The organism is Massilia niastensis DSM 21313 (assembly GCF_000382345.1).
In the GTDB taxonomy this organism is placed as follows: domain Bacteria; phylum Pseudomonadota; class Gammaproteobacteria; order Burkholderiales; family Burkholderiaceae_D; genus Telluria; species Telluria niastensis.
Map to the genome: position 1 here is coordinate 61,596 of NZ_KB908078.1, position 14,788 is coordinate 76,383.

Sequence of the window (14,788 nt, forward strand, 5' to 3'; positions counted from 1 at the left end):
GGACGGGCAAGCGTCCACCCCAAGGGAAGGGATGACAAAATGCATTGACTTGGTTGTATAGACAACCTAGACTCTTCGCAACGAGGCGCGTGCGCCCATTGCACGCGCCGTCCTTTCCCACCGAAGGAGCCGCCATGACCACTGAATCGCCCCGTCTCGATGATCCGCGCTTCGACCCGACCCGGGTCATCCGCGCCCCGCGCGGCGCCACGCTCACCTGCAAGAGCTGGCTGACCGAAGCGGCCTACCGCATGATCCAGAACAACCTCGACGCCGAGGTCGCGGAAAACCCGCAACACCTGGTGGTCTATGGCGGCATCGGGCGCGCCGCCCGCAACTGGGAATGCTACGACCAGATCCTGGCCTCGCTGCGCGAGCTGGACGACGACCAGACCCTGCTGATCCAGTCCGGCAAGCCGGTCGGCGTGTTCCAGACCCATCCGGATGCGCCGCGGGTCCTGCTGGCCAACTCCAACCTGGTGCCGAAATGGGCCGACTGGGAGCACTTCAACGAGCTGGACCGCAAGGGCCTGTTCATGTACGGCCAGATGACGGCCGGCAGCTGGATCTACATCGGCACCCAGGGCATCGTGCAGGGCACCTACGAAACCTTCGCCGAAGCCGGCCGCCAGCACTTCGGCGGCGACATGGCAGGCCGCTGGATCCTGACCGCCGGCCTAGGCGGCATGGGCGGCGCCCAGCCGCTGGCCGCGACCTTCGCCGGCGCCGTGTCGCTCACCGTCGAATGCCAGCAGAGCAGCATCGACTTCCGCCTGCGCACCCGCTACCTGGACAAGCAGGCGAAGGACATCGACGAGGCGCTCGCCATGATCCAGCAGCACGTCGAGCGCCGCGAGGCCGTCTCCATCGGCCTGCTCGGCAACGCGGCCGAGGTGCTGCCGGAACTGGTGCGCCGCGCACGCGCCGGCGGCATCAGGCCGGACCTGGTCACCGACCAGACCTCGGCGCACGACCTGATCAACGGCTACCTGCCGCTGGGATGGACGGTCGAACAATGGAAAGCGGCCCAGCAGGACCCGGCGCAGCATGCCCGCCTCAAGGCGGAAGCAGCCGCCTCCTGCGCCACCCACGTGCGCGCCATCCTCGACTTCAAGGCCATGGGCTGCTACGCCGTCGACTACGGCAACAACATCCGCCAGGTGGCCAAGGACGAGGGCGTCGACGACGCCTTCGACTTCCCCGGCTTCGTGCCGGCCTACATCCGTCCCCAGTTCTGCGAAGGCCGCGGCCCGTTCCGCTGGGTGGCGCTGTCGGGCGACCCCGAGGACATCTACAAGACCGACGCCAAGATCAAGGAACTGTTCCCGCACGACGCGCGGGTGCACCGCTGGCTCGACATGGCGCGCGAGCGCATCGCCTTCCAGGGCCTGCCGGCGCGCATCTGCTGGCTGGGACTGGGCGAGCGCCACCTGGCCGGCCTGGCCTTCAACGAGATGGTGCGCACGGGTGAACTGAAGGCGCCGGTCGTGATCGGCCGCGACCACCTCGACACCGGCTCGGTGGCCAGCCCGAACCGCGAAACGGAAAGCATGCGCGACGGTACCGACGCGGTGTCCGACTGGCCGCTGCTCAACGCGCTGCTGAACACCGCCGGCGGCGCCACCTGGGTCTCGCTGCACCACGGCGGCGGGGTCGGCATGGGCTACTCCCAGCATTCCGGCGTCGTGATCGTGGCCGACGGCACCGAGGCGGCGGCGAAGCGCCTGGCGCGCGTGCTGGTGAACGACAGCGCTTCCGGCGTGATGCGCCACGCCGACGCCGGCTACGAGACCGCCATCGCCTGCGCCCGGCGCAATGGCCTGAACCTCCCGATGATCAAGCAAGGCAAATAATGAACGAACCTTTCCACGGCATCACCCTGCATCCCGGCGAGCTGAGCCTGTGCGCCCTGCGCGCGGTCTGGGCGGACCCCGTGCCGCTGGCCCTGGCGCAGGACGCCTGGGCCACGATCGAGGCCTCGGCCGCCACCGTGAACGCCATCGTCGCCAAGGGCGACCCGGCCTACGGCATCAATACCGGCTTCGGCATCCTGGCCAAGGCCCACATCCCGCACGACCAGCTGGCGACCCTGCAGCGCAACCTGATCCTGTCGCACGCGGTCGGCACCGGCACGCTGCTGTCGGACAGCGTGGTGCGCCTGATCCTGCTGACCAAGATCGGCAGCCTGGCGCGCGGCTACTCGGGCGTGCGCCCGGTGATCGTCGAGACCCTGATCGCCCTGTACAACGCGGGCATCATGCCGGCCATCCCGTCGCAGGGCTCGGTCGGCGCTTCCGGCGACCTGGCGCCGCTGGCCCACATGACCCTGGCGATGCTGGGCGTGGGGCAGGTGCGGGTCGAAGGCCAGCTGATGGAGGCTGCGCAGGCGCTGGCGCTGGCCGGCATCGAGCCCGTCACCCTGGCCGCGAAGGAGGGCCTGGCCCTGATCAACGGCACCCAGGTCTCGACCGCGCTGGCGCTGCACGGCCTGTTCATGGCCGAGCGCCTGCTGGAAGCGGCGATGGTGGCCGGTTCCCTGTCGCTGGACGCCGCGCGCGGCAGCGACGCTCCTTTCGATGCGCGCATCCATGCGGTGCGCGGCCAGCCGGGCCAGATCGCGGCGGCGAAGATCTACCGCGAACTGGTGGCGGGCAGCGCGATCCGCGCCTCGCACCTGGTGGGCGACGAGCGCGTGCAGGATCCATACAGCCTGCGCTGCCAGCCGCAGGTGATGGGCGCCGCCATGGACCTGATCGCCAACGCCGGCCGCACCCTGCTGATCGAGTCGAATGCCGTCACCGACAACCCGCTGCTGTTCGAGGGCGGCGAGATTATTTCTGGTGGGAATTTCCATGCCGAGCCGGTCGCCTTCGCCGCCGACACCCTGGCGCTGGCGATCGCCGAGATCGGCGCGCTGGCCGAGCGCCGCATCGCGCTGCTGATCGACGCCAACCTGTCCGGCCTGCCGGCCTTCCTGGTGCGCGAGCCGGGCCTGAACTCGGGCTTCATGATCGCCCACGTGACGGCGGCCGCGCTGGCCTCGGAAAACAAGTCGCTGGCCCATCCGGCCAGCGTCGACAGCCTGCCGACCTCGGCCAACCAGGAAGACCACGTCAGCATGGCGACGTTCGCGGCGCGCCGTCTCGACCAGATGGCGCACAATACGGCTGTCATCGTGGGGATCGAGCTGCTGGCGGCGGCCCAGGGCATCGAATTCCACCGTCCGCTGACCAGCTCGGAACACCTGGAGCACGTGCATGCGCAGCTGCGCCGGCACGTGGCGCCCTACGATGCCGACCGTTTCTTCGCGCCGGACATCGAGGCGGCGCGCAGGATGGTGATCGAGGGCGAGCTGTCGGCGACGTGCCGCGAGCTGTTCACCGCGCTGCACCCTTAAGTTCAATTCACGCAGGAGTCGCAATGGAGTACCGGTTCAAGGCAGGCAGGCTTCCCATGCTGGTGTCGATGCCGCATGTGGGCACCGACATCCCCGACGAGGTGGCGGCGCGGCTGGCGCCCTGTGCGCAGGCGCGCGCCGACACCGACTGGCACCTGGCGGAGCTGTACGGCTTCCTCGAGGAGATGGGGATTTCGGTGATCTCGGCGCGCTGGTCGCGCTACCTGATCGACCTGAACCGGCCGCCGGAGAACACCAACCTGTACCCGGGCATGGACACCACCGGCCTGTGCCCGGTCGACACCTTCGGCCGCGAAAGCCTGTACCTGCCCGGCATGGCGCCCGACGAGGCCGAAGTCAAGGCGCGCCTGGAGCGCTACTGGCGCCCCTACCACCAGCAGCTGCGCGCCGAGCTCGATCGCCTGAAGGCGCAGTTCGGGCGCGTGGCGCTGTGGGACGCGCACTCGATCGCCTCCCGGGTGCCGCGCTTCTTCGAGGGCCGCCTGCCGGACCTGAACTTCGGCACCGCCGACGGCAAGTCCTGCGATCCCGGCCTCGAACAGGTCGTGGTCGGCGTGGCGCGCGCCCAGGACCGCTTCACGGTCGCGCTCAACGGCCGCTTCAAGGGCGGCCACATCACGCGCCACTACGGCCAGCCGGCGAGCGGCGTGCACGCGATCCAGCTCGAGATGTGCCAGTGCCTGTACATGAACGAAGCGGCGCCCTTCGACTACCGTCCCGGCGTCGCCGCCGAGGTGCAGCCGCTGCTGCGCGACATGATCGGATCGGCCGTGGCCTGGGTGCGCTCATGAGAGCCCTGTTCGCCCGCCATGCGCTGCTGCCGCAGGGCTGGCGGCGCGACGTGCTGCTCGAATGGAACATCCACGGCGACCTGGCGCATATTGCTGCCGATGCGACAGCGCCGCCGGGCGTGGCGTGCGCCGACCATGTGCTGCCGGGGATGGTCAACCTGCATTCGCACGCCTTCCAGCGCGCGCTGGGCGGGCTGACCGAGCGCGCCGGCGACGGGCCGGACAGCTTCTGGACCTGGCGCGACCTGATGTACCGCTTCGCCGCCCGCATCACGCCGGAGCAGATCGAAGCCATCGCCGCCCAGCTGTTCTCCGAGTGCCTGCGCCACGGCTATACCTCGGTCTGCGAATTCCACTACCTGCAGCGCGACCAGGGCGGCAAGCCGTATGCGCGCCCGGCCGACACCGCGGAGCGCATCGCCTGCGCCGGCCACGAGGCGGGCATGGGCCTGACCCTGCTGCCGGTGCTGTACAGCCATGCCGGCTTCGGCGAGCAGCCCTTGAAGCCGGGCCAGGAGCGCTTCCGCACCGGCGTGGACGACGTGCTCGGCATCGTCGACGCACTGGGATCGCTGCGCGACGGCCAGCTCGAGGTCGGCGCCGCCCCGCACTCGCTGCGCGCCGCCACCATCGCCCAGGTGCGCGCGCTGGCGGAAGGCCTGCCGCAGGGGCGTCCGCTGCACATCCACATCGCCGAGCAGCAGGCCGAAGTCGCGCAGTGCCTGGCCTACAGCGGACAGCGTCCGGTGGCCTACCTGATGGAGCACGCCGGCATCGACGAGCGCTGGTGCCTGGTGCACGCCACCCATCTCGACGACCTCGAGGTGGCCGCGCTGGCGCGCAGCGGCGCCGTGGCCGGCCTGTGCCCGACCACCGAGGCCAACCTGGGCGACGGCCTGTTCCCGCTCGAACCCTTCATCGCGGCCGGCGGGCGCTTCGGCGTGGGCAGCGACAGCCACGTCTCGCAAAGCCCGGTCGAGGAGCTGCGCTGGCTCGAATACGGCCAGCGCCTGCTGCACCAGCGCCGCAACGTGGCGGTCACGCGCGAGCGGCGCGACGTCGGCGAGTACCTGTGGCAGGCCGCGCTGCGCGGCGGCGCCCAGGCGGCCGGACGGCGCGTGGGCGCGCTGGAAGAGGGCAGGCGCGCCGACCTGCTGGTGCTGGACGGCGTCCATCCGAACCTGGACGGCGTGCAGGAGGCCGACGTGCTCGGACGCTTCCTGTTCTGCGGTAACGACAACCTGGTGCGCGACGTGCTGTGCGGCGGGCGCTGGGTGGTGCAGGGGGGCAGGCACGTGGCGCAGGATGCGATCGCACAGCGCTACCGCCAGGCAATCAACGAATTGCGCGAGGTGAGCCAATGACCGTACTGATCCCGTTTGCAGGATTGTCCCCGGTGCCGTGGAAGAACGGCGGCGGAAGCACGATCGAGATCGCCATCGGCCCGCCCGATGCCGGTTTCGAGGACTTCGACTGGCGCGTCAGCCTGGCGACGATCGCCGAGGATGGCGCGTTCTCGCAGTTCCGGGGCGTGGACCGCACCCTGGCGCTGGTCGAGGGCCACGGGATGACCCTGCACATCGACGGCCAGGCCATGCTGATCAGCGAGGCCGACCCGGTCGCCTCCTTCGACGGCGCCTCGCTCGTGCAGGCCAAGCTCAGTCGCGGACCGACCACCGACTACAACGTCATGACGCGCAGCGACCTGTGCTACCACCAGTTCGGACGCCGCATCCTGAGCGGCGACTCCACCTTCGTGGCGCGCGCCGATGTCACCGTGCTGTTCCTGGCCGAGGGCGACAGCCTGGAACTCGCCAGCGACGACGAACGGATCGGCATGGTGCGCTACGACGCGGTGCTGCTCGACCCCGACACCGTGTGGAGCCTGGAGGCGGGGCAGGCGACCATCTTCATCGTCGATGTCTATTACCACGCCGACGAGGACGAAGAGGAAGCCTATGAGTGAAGCCGCCGTCACGGCCGACCTGCTGTTCACCAACGTCCACCTGGCCACGATGGCCGATGGCTACGGCGAACTGCGCGACGGCGCGCTCGCCGTGAAGGACGGCCGCATCGCCTGGCTCGGCCCGCGCGCCCGGGCGCCGCGGGCCGCCGCCGAACATGACTGCGGCGGCGCCTGGATGACGCCGGGCCTGGTCGACTGCCACACCCACATCGTCCACGGCGGCAACCGCAGCAACGAATGGGAAGCGCGCCTGAACGGCGCCAGCTACGAGGACATCGCGCGCCAGGGCGGCGGCATCATGTCGACGGTGCGCGCGACCCGCGAGCTCGGGGTCGAGGCGCTGGTCGCGGCCAGCCTGCCGCGCGTGAAGGCCCTGCTGGCCGAGGGCGTGACCACGATCGAGATCAAGTCCGGCTATGGCCTGGCTTGGGCCGCGGAGGAGCGCATGCTGCGCGCCGCGCGCGCCATCGGTGAGCAACTGCCGGTGCGGGTGGCGACCACCTTCCTCGGCGCGCACGCATTGCCGCCGGAATTCGCGGGACGCGCCGACGACTACGTGACCGAGGTGTGCGAGCGCATGCTGCCGGCGCTGGCGCAGCAGGGGCTGGTGGATGCGGTGGATGCGTTCTGCGAGCGGATCGGCTTTTCGAATGCGCAGACCGAACGCGTGTTCGCGGCCGCGCGCAGGCTGGGCCTGCCGGTCAAGCTGCATGCCGAACAGCTCTCGGACCAGGGCGGGGCGGAACTGGTGGCGCGATACAAAGGCCTGTCGGCCGACCACCTGGAATACCTGTCGCCGCAAGGCGTGGCGGCGATGGCGCGCGCCGGCACGGTGGCGGTGCTGCTGCCGGGGGCGTATTACTTCCTGCGCGAGACCACGCCGCCGCCGGTGGCCTTGCTCCGCGAGGCCGGCGTGGCGATGGCGGTGGCGACCGACTGCAATCCCGGCACCTCGCCGATGACGTCGATCCTGCTGGCGATGAACATGGCCTGCACCTTGTGGCGCCTGACGCCGCAGGAAGCGCTGCTCGGCACGACCTTGCACGCGGCGCGCGCGCTCGGGCTGCATGGCGAGATCGGCACCCTGGAAGTGGGCAGGCGCGCCGACCTGGCGCTCTGGGACATCGCACGCCCGGCCGACCTAGCCTATGCCATCGGCTTCAATCCGTGCCGGGCCGTCGTCAAGGACGGCATCCTTCGGAGTGTGGGCGTCTGGCTCCAGCACACGTAGCGTAGGCGGGTCCCCCGCCGACGCGGCGATCATTAGCGGCGAGATCATCGCGCCGATACCAGTTCCGGCAACTATCTCCGCGTGGACAGCAAGCTGTCCACCCTACCGTCGCAGCGAATGCTTGACGATGCTCAACGCATCTTTCCCTGCCTGGGTAATGATGACCTCAAGGCTGGTAACAGCGGTAACTAAATGTAAGGATTAATTGATCATTAAGAATGCGCGTCTATAGTGCTTTCATGTGATTCCCACCTCCCCTCCCCATTTTGGAAAAAATGGGTTCGCCCACGGCGCCACAACGGCCCCGTGGGCTTTTTCTTTTAACGGCGTTCCGCCATGGCGGCGAGGGTGTCGCCGGTCAGGCGGCAGATGCGCCAGTCGGGCAGGATGTCCGCGCCCATCGCCTTGTAGAACTGGATCGCCGGTTCGTTCCAGTCCAGCACCGACCACTCGAAGCGGCCGCATTCGCGTTCGACGGCGATCTGCGCCAGGCGGGTCAGCATCTTCGTGCCATACCCCTTGCCGCGGTGCGACTGGAGCACGTACAGGTCTTCCAGGTACAGGCCCTTTTTGGTGAGGAAGGTCGAGAAGTTATGGAAGAACAGGGCGAAGCAGACCACCTTGCCGTTTTCTTCGCCGATGATGGCTTCGCAGGCCGGGCGCGCACCGAACAGGCCTTCGTGCAGCATGGCTTCGGTGGCCACGACCAGGTGTTCGAGTTTTTCGAACACGGCCAGTTCCACGATCATGGCGTGGATGTGGGCGACGTCCGAGGCTTGCGCGGGGCGGATGGAGAAAATGGTGTCAGTGCTCATGGAGTTTCGATTGCATTGTTCAGGTTAGCGGATTGCACCGGTTTGGCTGCGGGTGCACGCAGGGCCCAGGCCACGCTGGCCAGGCACAGGACCATGCCGGCGAACTCGATGGGGCCCGGCCGGTAGTCCTCGAGACGGATCGACAGCAGGACCGACAGCACCGGCGTGATGACGCCGATGTAGACGGCCTTCTGCGGCCCGATCCGGCTGATCAGGGTGAAGTAGGCGAAGAAGGCGATCACCGAGCCGAAGATCGACAGGTAGACCAGTCCCATCCAGTAAGTGGCATTATCCGGGAAAACGAAGGCGTCGCCATTCGCCAGCGACCAGGCGGCCACCATCGAGGCGCCCCACAGCATCGACCACGCCATCGTCAGCGGCAGGCTGGCGCATTGTTCCTTGACCTTGCCGACCACGATGCTGCCGGCCGAACTGGCCAGGGTGGCGACCAGGGCCAGGATCACGCCGGCCAGGAATTCTCCGCCGCCGCCCGCCTGCAGGTCACGCCAGGCGTCGCCGATCGAGTGATAGAACAGCAGGGCCACGCCGGCGGTGGCGACGGCGCCGCAGGCCAGGGTGCGGCGCCCGATGCCGGTGCCGAAGAAGATCCGGCTCCACAGCGGCGTCCAGAACACCATCAGCGCATACAGCACCGCGACCAGGCCCGACACCACGTGCAGCTCGGCTTCGTAGGTGCAGACATAGGAGATGCCGAACATCAGGAAGCCTTGCAGCGCCATCCAGCGATGGGTGCGCCAGGGCAGCAGCAGGCGGTCGCGGCGCGCGACGCAGATGGCGAACAGGGCGGCAGCGGCGAGGAAGAAACGGTAGGCGACCGAGACGCCGGGCGCGACCTGCCCCAGCTGCAAGGTGATGGCCCAGAAGGTGGAGCCCCAGATCAGCGAGGCGACGGTAAACAGGACGGAAGTAGGCATCGCGGGAGTATAAATGTTCCGCGCTTGCCCTACGGCTATTCTTTACGTATGCATGCCGGCTTGCTGTAGCTGCCAAGCAACATGGCAAGAAGCTTAATACGCCACGCGCAGGCGCCGGTACAGGAAGCTGAGCACGAACAGCGGACCGATCAGCAGGAAGCGCAGGTCGTCGAAGAAGGAGGGCTTCTTGCCTTCGATCTTGTGGCCGATGAACTGGCCGATCCAGGCCACCACGAACACGGCGATCGAGAACGGCAGCACGGTCAGCGGCGGCATCAGGGCCAGCAGGGCCAGCATCGCGGCGCTCATCAGGGCCATCCCGATCGCGAACGGGCGCGACAGCTTGAGGTAGTAATAGAGCGACCCCAGCACGACCGCCAGCGCCACCACCGGGTGCATCGCCCACAGGATGCCCAGCAGGCTGAACACGATTGCCGGGATGCAGGCGAAGTGGATCAGTTCATTGGTCGGGTTGCGATGGCTTTCGGCGTACTGGGCCAGCAGCAGGTCGATGCTGCGCGGCTGCGACGTATGTTCCATGGCTGTCTCGTGACTGTTGTTGTGTGCCGAAGATTTTACACCCCCTGGCCCAGCTGGAAAGCCCCCGGCGGCCGCGGCGCGCCTGGCGCGGCGCTGTCGGCCGGCTGCAGGCGCAGGTGGGGATGGCTCGCGAACAGTTCGGACACCCATTCGACGAACACGCGCACCTTGGCCGACAGGTGGCGGTTCTGCGGATACACGATGTGGACCGGCAGCGGATCGCTGCGCCATTCCGGCAACAGGCGCACCATCCTGCCGGTGGCCAGGTATTCGGTGAGCAGGTAGTCGGTCATGGTGATGACGCCCAGCCCGGCCAGGCCCGCCTTGACGTAGGAGTTCGAGTCGTTCAGCGCGATCGTGCCCGGCAGCGCCACCTCGATCCGTTCGTCGTCGCGCGAGAAGTCCCAGTTGGTGATCTTGCCGGTCTTGGTAGAGAAATAGTTCACGCAGCGATGGCGCTCCAGGTCGCGCGGATGCAGCGGCATGCCGTAGCGTTCGACGTAGGAGGGCGCCGCGCAGGTGACGAAGTTGATCACGCCGACGCGGCGGGCGATCAGGCTGGTGTCGTACAGTTCGCCGCCGCGCACGGCGCAATCGATCCCTTCCTCGACCAGGTCGACTACGCGGTCGGTGCTGCCCAGTTCCAGGGTGATGTCGGGATAGCGCTCGAAGAAGCCGGGCAGGGCCGGGATCAGGATCTCGGACGACAGCCCGGTCGGCGAGTCCACGCGCAGCCGCCCGCTCGGGCTGAGGCGGTGGCGCGACAGCGATTCCTCGGCGTCGCGCACGTCCGACAGGATGCGCACGCAATGTTCATAATAGGCGGCGCCGTCGGACGTGACCGTCACCTGGCGCGTGGTCCGGTGCAGCAGTTTGGCCGACAGGGCCGTCTCGAGCGACTGGACCAGGGTCGAGACGGTGGCCTTCGGCATCTGCAGCATGTCGGCGGCGCGCGTGAAGCTGCCGCAGTCGACCACCTGCACGAAGACTTCCATGGCTTGTAGTTTGTTCATGTTCGGGTTCCTCCACCAGCAGCGGATGAGAAAAACGCGAGATTATTCAGGAATCTGAACAATCAATTCGTATTTACCATCTTTATCCGATTGTAGTTGAAGTCTATAGTGTGTGCATCGCAGCAAAAAAATGAAAGTCAAACGGGAGCTGGTCATGAGCATTCGGGACGGAATCTATACCACGGTCGCAGTCGCCATCAGCGGAGTCGCGCTGGCGGGCCTGCTCGGTACCGATGCCTATTCGCGCGCCGCCGGCGCCGAAGCGCGCGGTTTCGATGCGCTGGCGATGCAGGTGCAGATGGCGTGCGCCGGCGAATGCGAAGACCAGCAGGCGCGCATGGTGCAGCTCCGCGACGTCGAGGCTGGCCGATGAGCGCGGTCCTGGGCAATGAGGGCGACCTGAAGGTGCGCGACCTCGAAGTCCAGGGGGCCAGCGGCCCGCTGGGCGCCCGGCTGTACGTGGCCGGCTCCGCCGGCAAGCGCGACATGCTGGTGGTGTTCTTCCACGGCGGCGCCTTCGTGGGCGGCGACCTGCAGGAGGCGGACGATTTCCTGCGCGCGCTGGCCGACAGCGACGACCAGCCGGTGGTGCTGGCTTCGAGCTACACCCTGGCGACAGCGAGTCCGTTCCCGGCCGCGGTCGAGGATGCGCATGCGGTGCTGTTGTGGGCAAAGAAGAACAAGACCAGGATCGGATGGAATGGCAAGCACCTGGTGGTGGCCGGCATCGAGGCCGGCGCCAACCTGGCGGCGGTGTGCGGACTGATGTCGCGCGACCGGGGCGGCCCGGCGCTGGCGGGGCAGCTCCTGATCATGCCGATGCTCGACCCGGGCCTGAGCACGGGATCGATGCGCCAGATGACGATGTGCCCGGACCGCGAGAAAGCGGCGACCGTGTGCGCCGCGGCCTACCGCGGCTACCTGCCGAACGCCGCCGACCGCTCGCACCCGTACGCCTCGCCGCTGCAGTCGAGCAGGCTGAAGAACCTGCCGCCGGCCCTGATCCTGTCGTCCGAAGACGACCCGCTGCGCGACGAAGCCGAGCAGTATGGCGCCAAATTGATCAACGCAGGTGTCCGCACCACGGTGCGGCGCCTGCCTCCAGCCCAGTTGCAGGACCCGAACGGTCGCAACGAATGCGCGTGCAAGGTGCACGCGATGGCCGAGATCGGGATATTCCTGGCCGGCCTGGAAGCAAAGGGAAGCGGTAGCGCATAGCGCAACCCGCCCGGCCACGGATGCTGGCCCGGCTTTCAATGCAAGCAGTCGACACGCCGTACCGGAGTACGGCAAGGGACCCGCTTTACCTGTCGTTTCGTGCGACAGGCGCCGCGGGCGGCATCACCACAGGGAGAGTTGCCATGAACAGCCACACCGAAGCAGGACCGGCCGCCAGCGCCCGCCGCCAGCCGCTCCCCTGTTGGACGTCCACCCCAGCCAGGTGTCCCCACTGAGCGGCCACCCCTCCTGATTTTCTGAATGCAGTACCGGCCGTGCCACGCGCACGGAAGGGCCTCTTTACGCCCGCGTTTTGCCTCCAGCGGAGAGCCGGGAGCAAGCGCACACGCTTTTATTTGTTTTGTTTGTATAAGAAAGGTTAATCATGAATAGCCAACAACGATGGACGGGCAAGCTTCGCATGATGGTGGCCGCGCTGGCGGTTGCGGGACTGGCTGGAGCCGCGCTCACCGGCTGCGCCGACGCCAACAGCAACGACGCGCCGGCCGCTCCCAGCGCGCCGCCGGTGTCGGCTGCCGTGGTGGTGCAGAAGGCCGTCACCGAGACCCAGGAATTCTCGGGCCGCCTGGAGGCGATCGACGTGGTCGAGATCCGCCCCCGCGTGTCGGGCTACATCACCGAGGTGAACTTCAAGCCGGGCGCCGAAGTGAAGAAGGGCGCCGTGCTGTTCGTGATCGACCCGCGTCCCTACCAGGCCGAGGCCGACCGCGCCGGCGCCGCCGCCGGCGCGGCCCGCGCCCGCGCCGACCTGGCGCGCCTGGAACTGCAGCGCGCCGAGCGCCTGCTGGCCGACAAGGCGATCGCCCAGCGCGAGTTCGACGAGCGCGCGGCCGCCCAGAAGGAACTCGACGCCAGCGCCCGCGCCGCCCAGGCCCAGTTCGAAGCGGCGCGCCTGAACCTGTCGTACACCCGCGTGCTGTCGCCGATCGACGGCCGCGTGTCGAAGGCCGAGATCACCCTCGGCAACCTGGTCGACGCCTCGGCGGTCCTGAGCTCGGTGGTCTCGCTCGACCGCATCTACGCCAGTTTCGACGGCGACGAAGACACCTACCTGCGCGTCGGCCGCCGCGCCCACGCCGGCCAGCCGGTCGAGGTGAGGATCGGCCTGGCGAACGAGGACGGTTTCCCGCATACCGGCAAGCTCGAATTCGTCGACAACCAGCTCGACAGCCGCAGCGGCAGCGTGCGCATGCGCGCCACCTTCGCCAACAGCGACCGTTCGCTGGCGCCCGGCCTGTTCGCCCGCGTGCAGATCGGCGGCGGCGATCCGCGCGAGCAGATCCTGATCAACGACCGCGCCATCGGTACCGACCAGAGCCGCAAGTTCGTCTACGTCGTGGACAAGGAAGGCAAGGCCGAATACCGCGCCGTCAAGCTCGGTCCGACCATCGACGGCCTGCGCATCGTGCGCGAAGGCCTGAAGCCGGGCGAGAAGATCGTCGTCAACGGCCTGCAGCGCGTGCGTCCGGGCGCTCCGGTCGCGGCCCAGGTGGTGCCGATGGTGGCCACCACTACCCAGGCGAACGGCGCCAAGCTGGCCATGGCCGGCGCCGCCGCCAAGGAGTAATCCCATGAATTTCCCTAAATTCTTTGTCGACAAGCCGATCTTCGCGGCGGTGCTGTCGGTACTGATCTTCGTCGGCGGCCTGATCTCGATCTTCATGCTGCCGATTTCCGAGTATCCGGAAGTGGTGCCGCCTTCGGTGGTGGTGCGCGCCCAGTATCCGGGCGCAAACCCGAAGGTGATCGCGGAAACCGTGGCCACCCCGCTCGAAGAGCAGATCAACGGCGTCGAGGACATGCTCTACATGTCCTCGCAAAACACCTCGGATGGCGCGCTGGCGCTGACCGTGACCTTCAAGATCGGCACCAATGTCGAGCAGGCCGAGACCGCGGTGCAGAACCGGGTCCAGCGCGCGCTGCCGCGCCTGCCGGAAGAAGTGCGCCAGATCGGCGTCACCACCGTGAAAAGCTCGCCGAACCTGACCATGGTGGTGCACCTGAATTCGCCCGACGGCACCTATGACGACCTGTACCTGCGCAACTACGCGGTGCTGAACGTCAAGGACCAGCTGGCCCGCATCAAGGGCATGGGCGAGGTGCAGCTGTTCGGTTCGGGCGACTACGCGATGCGCGTCTGGCTCGATCCGCAGAAGGTCGCCGCGCGCAACCTGACCGCGAGCGACGTGGTGGCCTCGATCCGCGAGCAGAACGTCCAGGTCGCGGCCGGCGTCGTCGGCCAGGGGCCGGCCAAGGACGCCGACTTCCAGCTGACCGTCAACACCCAGGGCCGCCTGCAGACGACCGAGGAATTCGGCGACATCGTGTTGAAGACCAACGAGGACGGCGCGACCACCCTGCTGAAGGACGTGGCCCGGATCGAACTCGGTTCCAGCTCCTACGCGCTGCGCTCGCTGCTGAACAACAAGTCGGCGGTCGCGATTCCGGTCTTCGCCGCGCCCGGCGCCAACGACCTGCAGTTGTCCGCCGACGTGCGCGCCACGATGGCCGAACTGGCCAAGGACTTCCCGAAAGGCGTCGAGTATTCCATCGTCTACGACCCGACCCAGTTCGTGCGCGAGTCGATCGACTCGGTGATCCACACCCTGCTGGAGGCGGTGGTGCTGGTGGCGCTGGTGGTGATCGTGTTCCTGCAGAGCTGGCGCGCCTCGATCATTCCGCTGCTGGCCGTGCCGGTCTCGGTGGTCGGCACCTTCGCCGTGATGCTGGCGTTCGGCTTCTCGATCAATACCCTGTCGCTGTTCGGGCTGGTGCTGGCGATCGGCATCGTGGTCGACGACGCCATCGTGGTGGTGGAAAACGTCGAGCGCAACATCGCC

The 14,788-nt window shown here is 67.9% G+C and carries 14 protein-coding genes; 10 read left to right on the forward strand and 4 right to left on the reverse strand.

The genetic code is table 11. From position 1 onward, the window contains the following. Positions 1-134: 134 nt before the first annotated feature. From hutU to hutI, 6 genes are read left to right on the forward strand one after another with little or no spacing between them, the layout of a single operon-like run. On the forward strand, positions 135-1,853 hold the full coding sequence (gene hutU / locus H162_RS0102610) for a urocanate hydratase (RefSeq protein WP_020651888.1): 1,719 nt from the start codon (positions 135-137) through the stop codon (positions 1,851-1,853). Next, positions 1,853-3,397 (forward strand): histidine ammonia-lyase, encoded by a 1,545-nt coding sequence (gene hutH, locus H162_RS0102615; RefSeq protein WP_020651889.1) that lies wholly within the window; start codon positions 1,853-1,855, stop codon positions 3,395-3,397. Before hutU ends, hutH begins: the two co-directional genes overlap by 1 nt. A gap of 23 nt (positions 3,398-3,420) precedes the next feature. Continuing rightward, entirely contained in the window at positions 3,421-4,209 is a 789-nt protein-coding gene (hutG, locus tag H162_RS0102620; protein WP_020651890.1) for an N-formylglutamate deformylase, read from the forward strand. After that, positions 4,206-5,573 (forward strand): formimidoylglutamate deiminase, encoded by a 1,368-nt coding sequence (locus tag H162_RS0102625; RefSeq protein WP_020651891.1) that lies wholly within the window; start codon positions 4,206-4,208, stop codon positions 5,571-5,573. The genes hutG and H162_RS0102625 overlap by 4 nt, the downstream gene beginning before the upstream one ends. After that, complete coding sequence (locus tag H162_RS0102630; RefSeq protein ID WP_020651892.1) at positions 5,570-6,175, forward strand: HutD/Ves family protein; 606 nt, start codon at positions 5,570-5,572, stop codon at positions 6,173-6,175. Before H162_RS0102625 ends, H162_RS0102630 begins: the two co-directional genes overlap by 4 nt. Then, entirely contained in the window at positions 6,168-7,406 is a 1,239-nt protein-coding gene (gene hutI / locus H162_RS0102635; protein ID WP_020651893.1) for an imidazolonepropionase, read from the forward strand. Before H162_RS0102630 ends, hutI begins: the two co-directional genes overlap by 8 nt. Positions 7,407-7,726: 320 nt before the next feature. Here hutI and H162_RS0102640 read toward each other — a convergent pair whose 3' ends face one another. From H162_RS0102640 to H162_RS0102655, 4 genes are all read right to left on the reverse strand, one after another. Further along, a complete protein-coding gene (locus tag H162_RS0102640) occupies positions 7,727-8,221 on the reverse strand; it encodes a GNAT family N-acetyltransferase (protein WP_020651894.1) in 495 nt (164 codons plus the stop codon). Then, entirely contained in the window at positions 8,218-9,156 is a 939-nt protein-coding gene (locus tag H162_RS0102645) for a DMT family transporter (protein ID WP_020651895.1), read from the reverse strand. The genes H162_RS0102640 and H162_RS0102645 overlap by 4 nt, the downstream gene beginning before the upstream one ends. Before the next feature lie 93 nt (positions 9,157-9,249). Continuing rightward, positions 9,250-9,696 (reverse strand): Mpo1 family 2-hydroxy fatty acid dioxygenase, encoded by a 447-nt coding sequence (locus H162_RS0102650; protein WP_020651896.1) that lies wholly within the window; start codon positions 9,694-9,696, stop codon positions 9,250-9,252. Between the two features lie 35 nt (positions 9,697-9,731). Beyond that, positions 9,732-10,709 (reverse strand): LysR family transcriptional regulator, encoded by a 978-nt coding sequence (locus tag H162_RS0102655; RefSeq protein ID WP_040786257.1) that lies wholly within the window; start codon positions 10,707-10,709, stop codon positions 9,732-9,734. A 154-nt stretch (positions 10,710-10,863) separates the two neighbouring features. Here H162_RS0102655 and H162_RS0102660 point away from each other — a divergent pair, with 154 nt between their 5' ends. The 4 genes from H162_RS0102660 to H162_RS29950 form a co-directional block, all read left to right on the forward strand. Beyond that, positions 10,864-11,082, forward strand: a complete 219-nt coding sequence (locus tag H162_RS0102660; protein ID WP_020651898.1) for a hypothetical protein — start codon at positions 10,864-10,866, stop codon at positions 11,080-11,082. Beyond that, entirely contained in the window at positions 11,079-11,927 is an 849-nt protein-coding gene (locus H162_RS0102665) for an alpha/beta hydrolase (protein ID WP_020651899.1), read from the forward strand. The genes H162_RS0102660 and H162_RS0102665 overlap by 4 nt, the downstream gene beginning before the upstream one ends. A 385-nt stretch (positions 11,928-12,312) precedes the next feature. After that, positions 12,313-13,515 carry an efflux RND transporter periplasmic adaptor subunit gene (locus H162_RS0102670; protein WP_026354140.1) on the forward strand — a complete coding sequence of 401 codons (1,203 nt, stop codon included), beginning with the start codon at positions 12,313-12,315 and terminating at the stop codon, positions 13,513-13,515. A gap of 4 nt (positions 13,516-13,519) precedes the next feature. After that, positions 13,520-14,788 (forward strand): efflux RND transporter permease subunit (locus H162_RS29950; protein WP_040786306.1); only part of this gene is annotated, 1,269 nt, incomplete at its 3' end.

Coding starts and splice junctions, on each gene's coding strand:
- hutU (WP_020651888.1), top strand. CDS start 135: ATGACCACTGAATCGCCCCGTCTCGATGATCCGCGCTTCGACCCGACC.
- hutH (WP_020651889.1), top strand. CDS start 1,853: ATGAACGAACCTTTCCACGGCATCACCCTGCATCCCGGCGAGCTGAGC.
- hutG (WP_020651890.1), top strand. CDS start 3,421: ATGGAGTACCGGTTCAAGGCAGGCAGGCTTCCCATGCTGGTGTCGATG.
- H162_RS0102625 (WP_020651891.1), top strand. CDS start 4,206: ATGAGAGCCCTGTTCGCCCGCCATGCGCTGCTGCCGCAGGGCTGGCGG.
- H162_RS0102630 (WP_020651892.1), top strand. CDS start 5,570: ATGACCGTACTGATCCCGTTTGCAGGATTGTCCCCGGTGCCGTGGAAG.
- hutI (WP_020651893.1), top strand. CDS start 6,168: ATGAGTGAAGCCGCCGTCACGGCCGACCTGCTGTTCACCAACGTCCAC.
- H162_RS0102640 (WP_020651894.1), bottom strand. CDS start 8,221: ATGAGCACTGACACCATTTTCTCCATCCGCCCCGCGCAAGCCTCGGAC.
- H162_RS0102645 (WP_020651895.1), bottom strand. CDS start 9,156: ATGCCTACTTCCGTCCTGTTTACCGTCGCCTCGCTGATCTGGGGCTCC.
- H162_RS0102650 (WP_020651896.1), bottom strand. CDS start 9,696: ATGGAACATACGTCGCAGCCGCGCAGCATCGACCTGCTGCTGGCCCAG.
- H162_RS0102655 (WP_040786257.1), bottom strand. CDS start 10,709: ATGAACAAACTACAAGCCATGGAAGTCTTCGTGCAGGTGGTCGACTGC.
- H162_RS0102660 (WP_020651898.1), top strand. CDS start 10,864: ATGAGCATTCGGGACGGAATCTATACCACGGTCGCAGTCGCCATCAGC.
- H162_RS0102665 (WP_020651899.1), top strand. CDS start 11,079: ATGAGCGCGGTCCTGGGCAATGAGGGCGACCTGAAGGTGCGCGACCTC.
- H162_RS0102670 (WP_026354140.1), top strand. CDS start 12,313: ATGAATAGCCAACAACGATGGACGGGCAAGCTTCGCATGATGGTGGCC.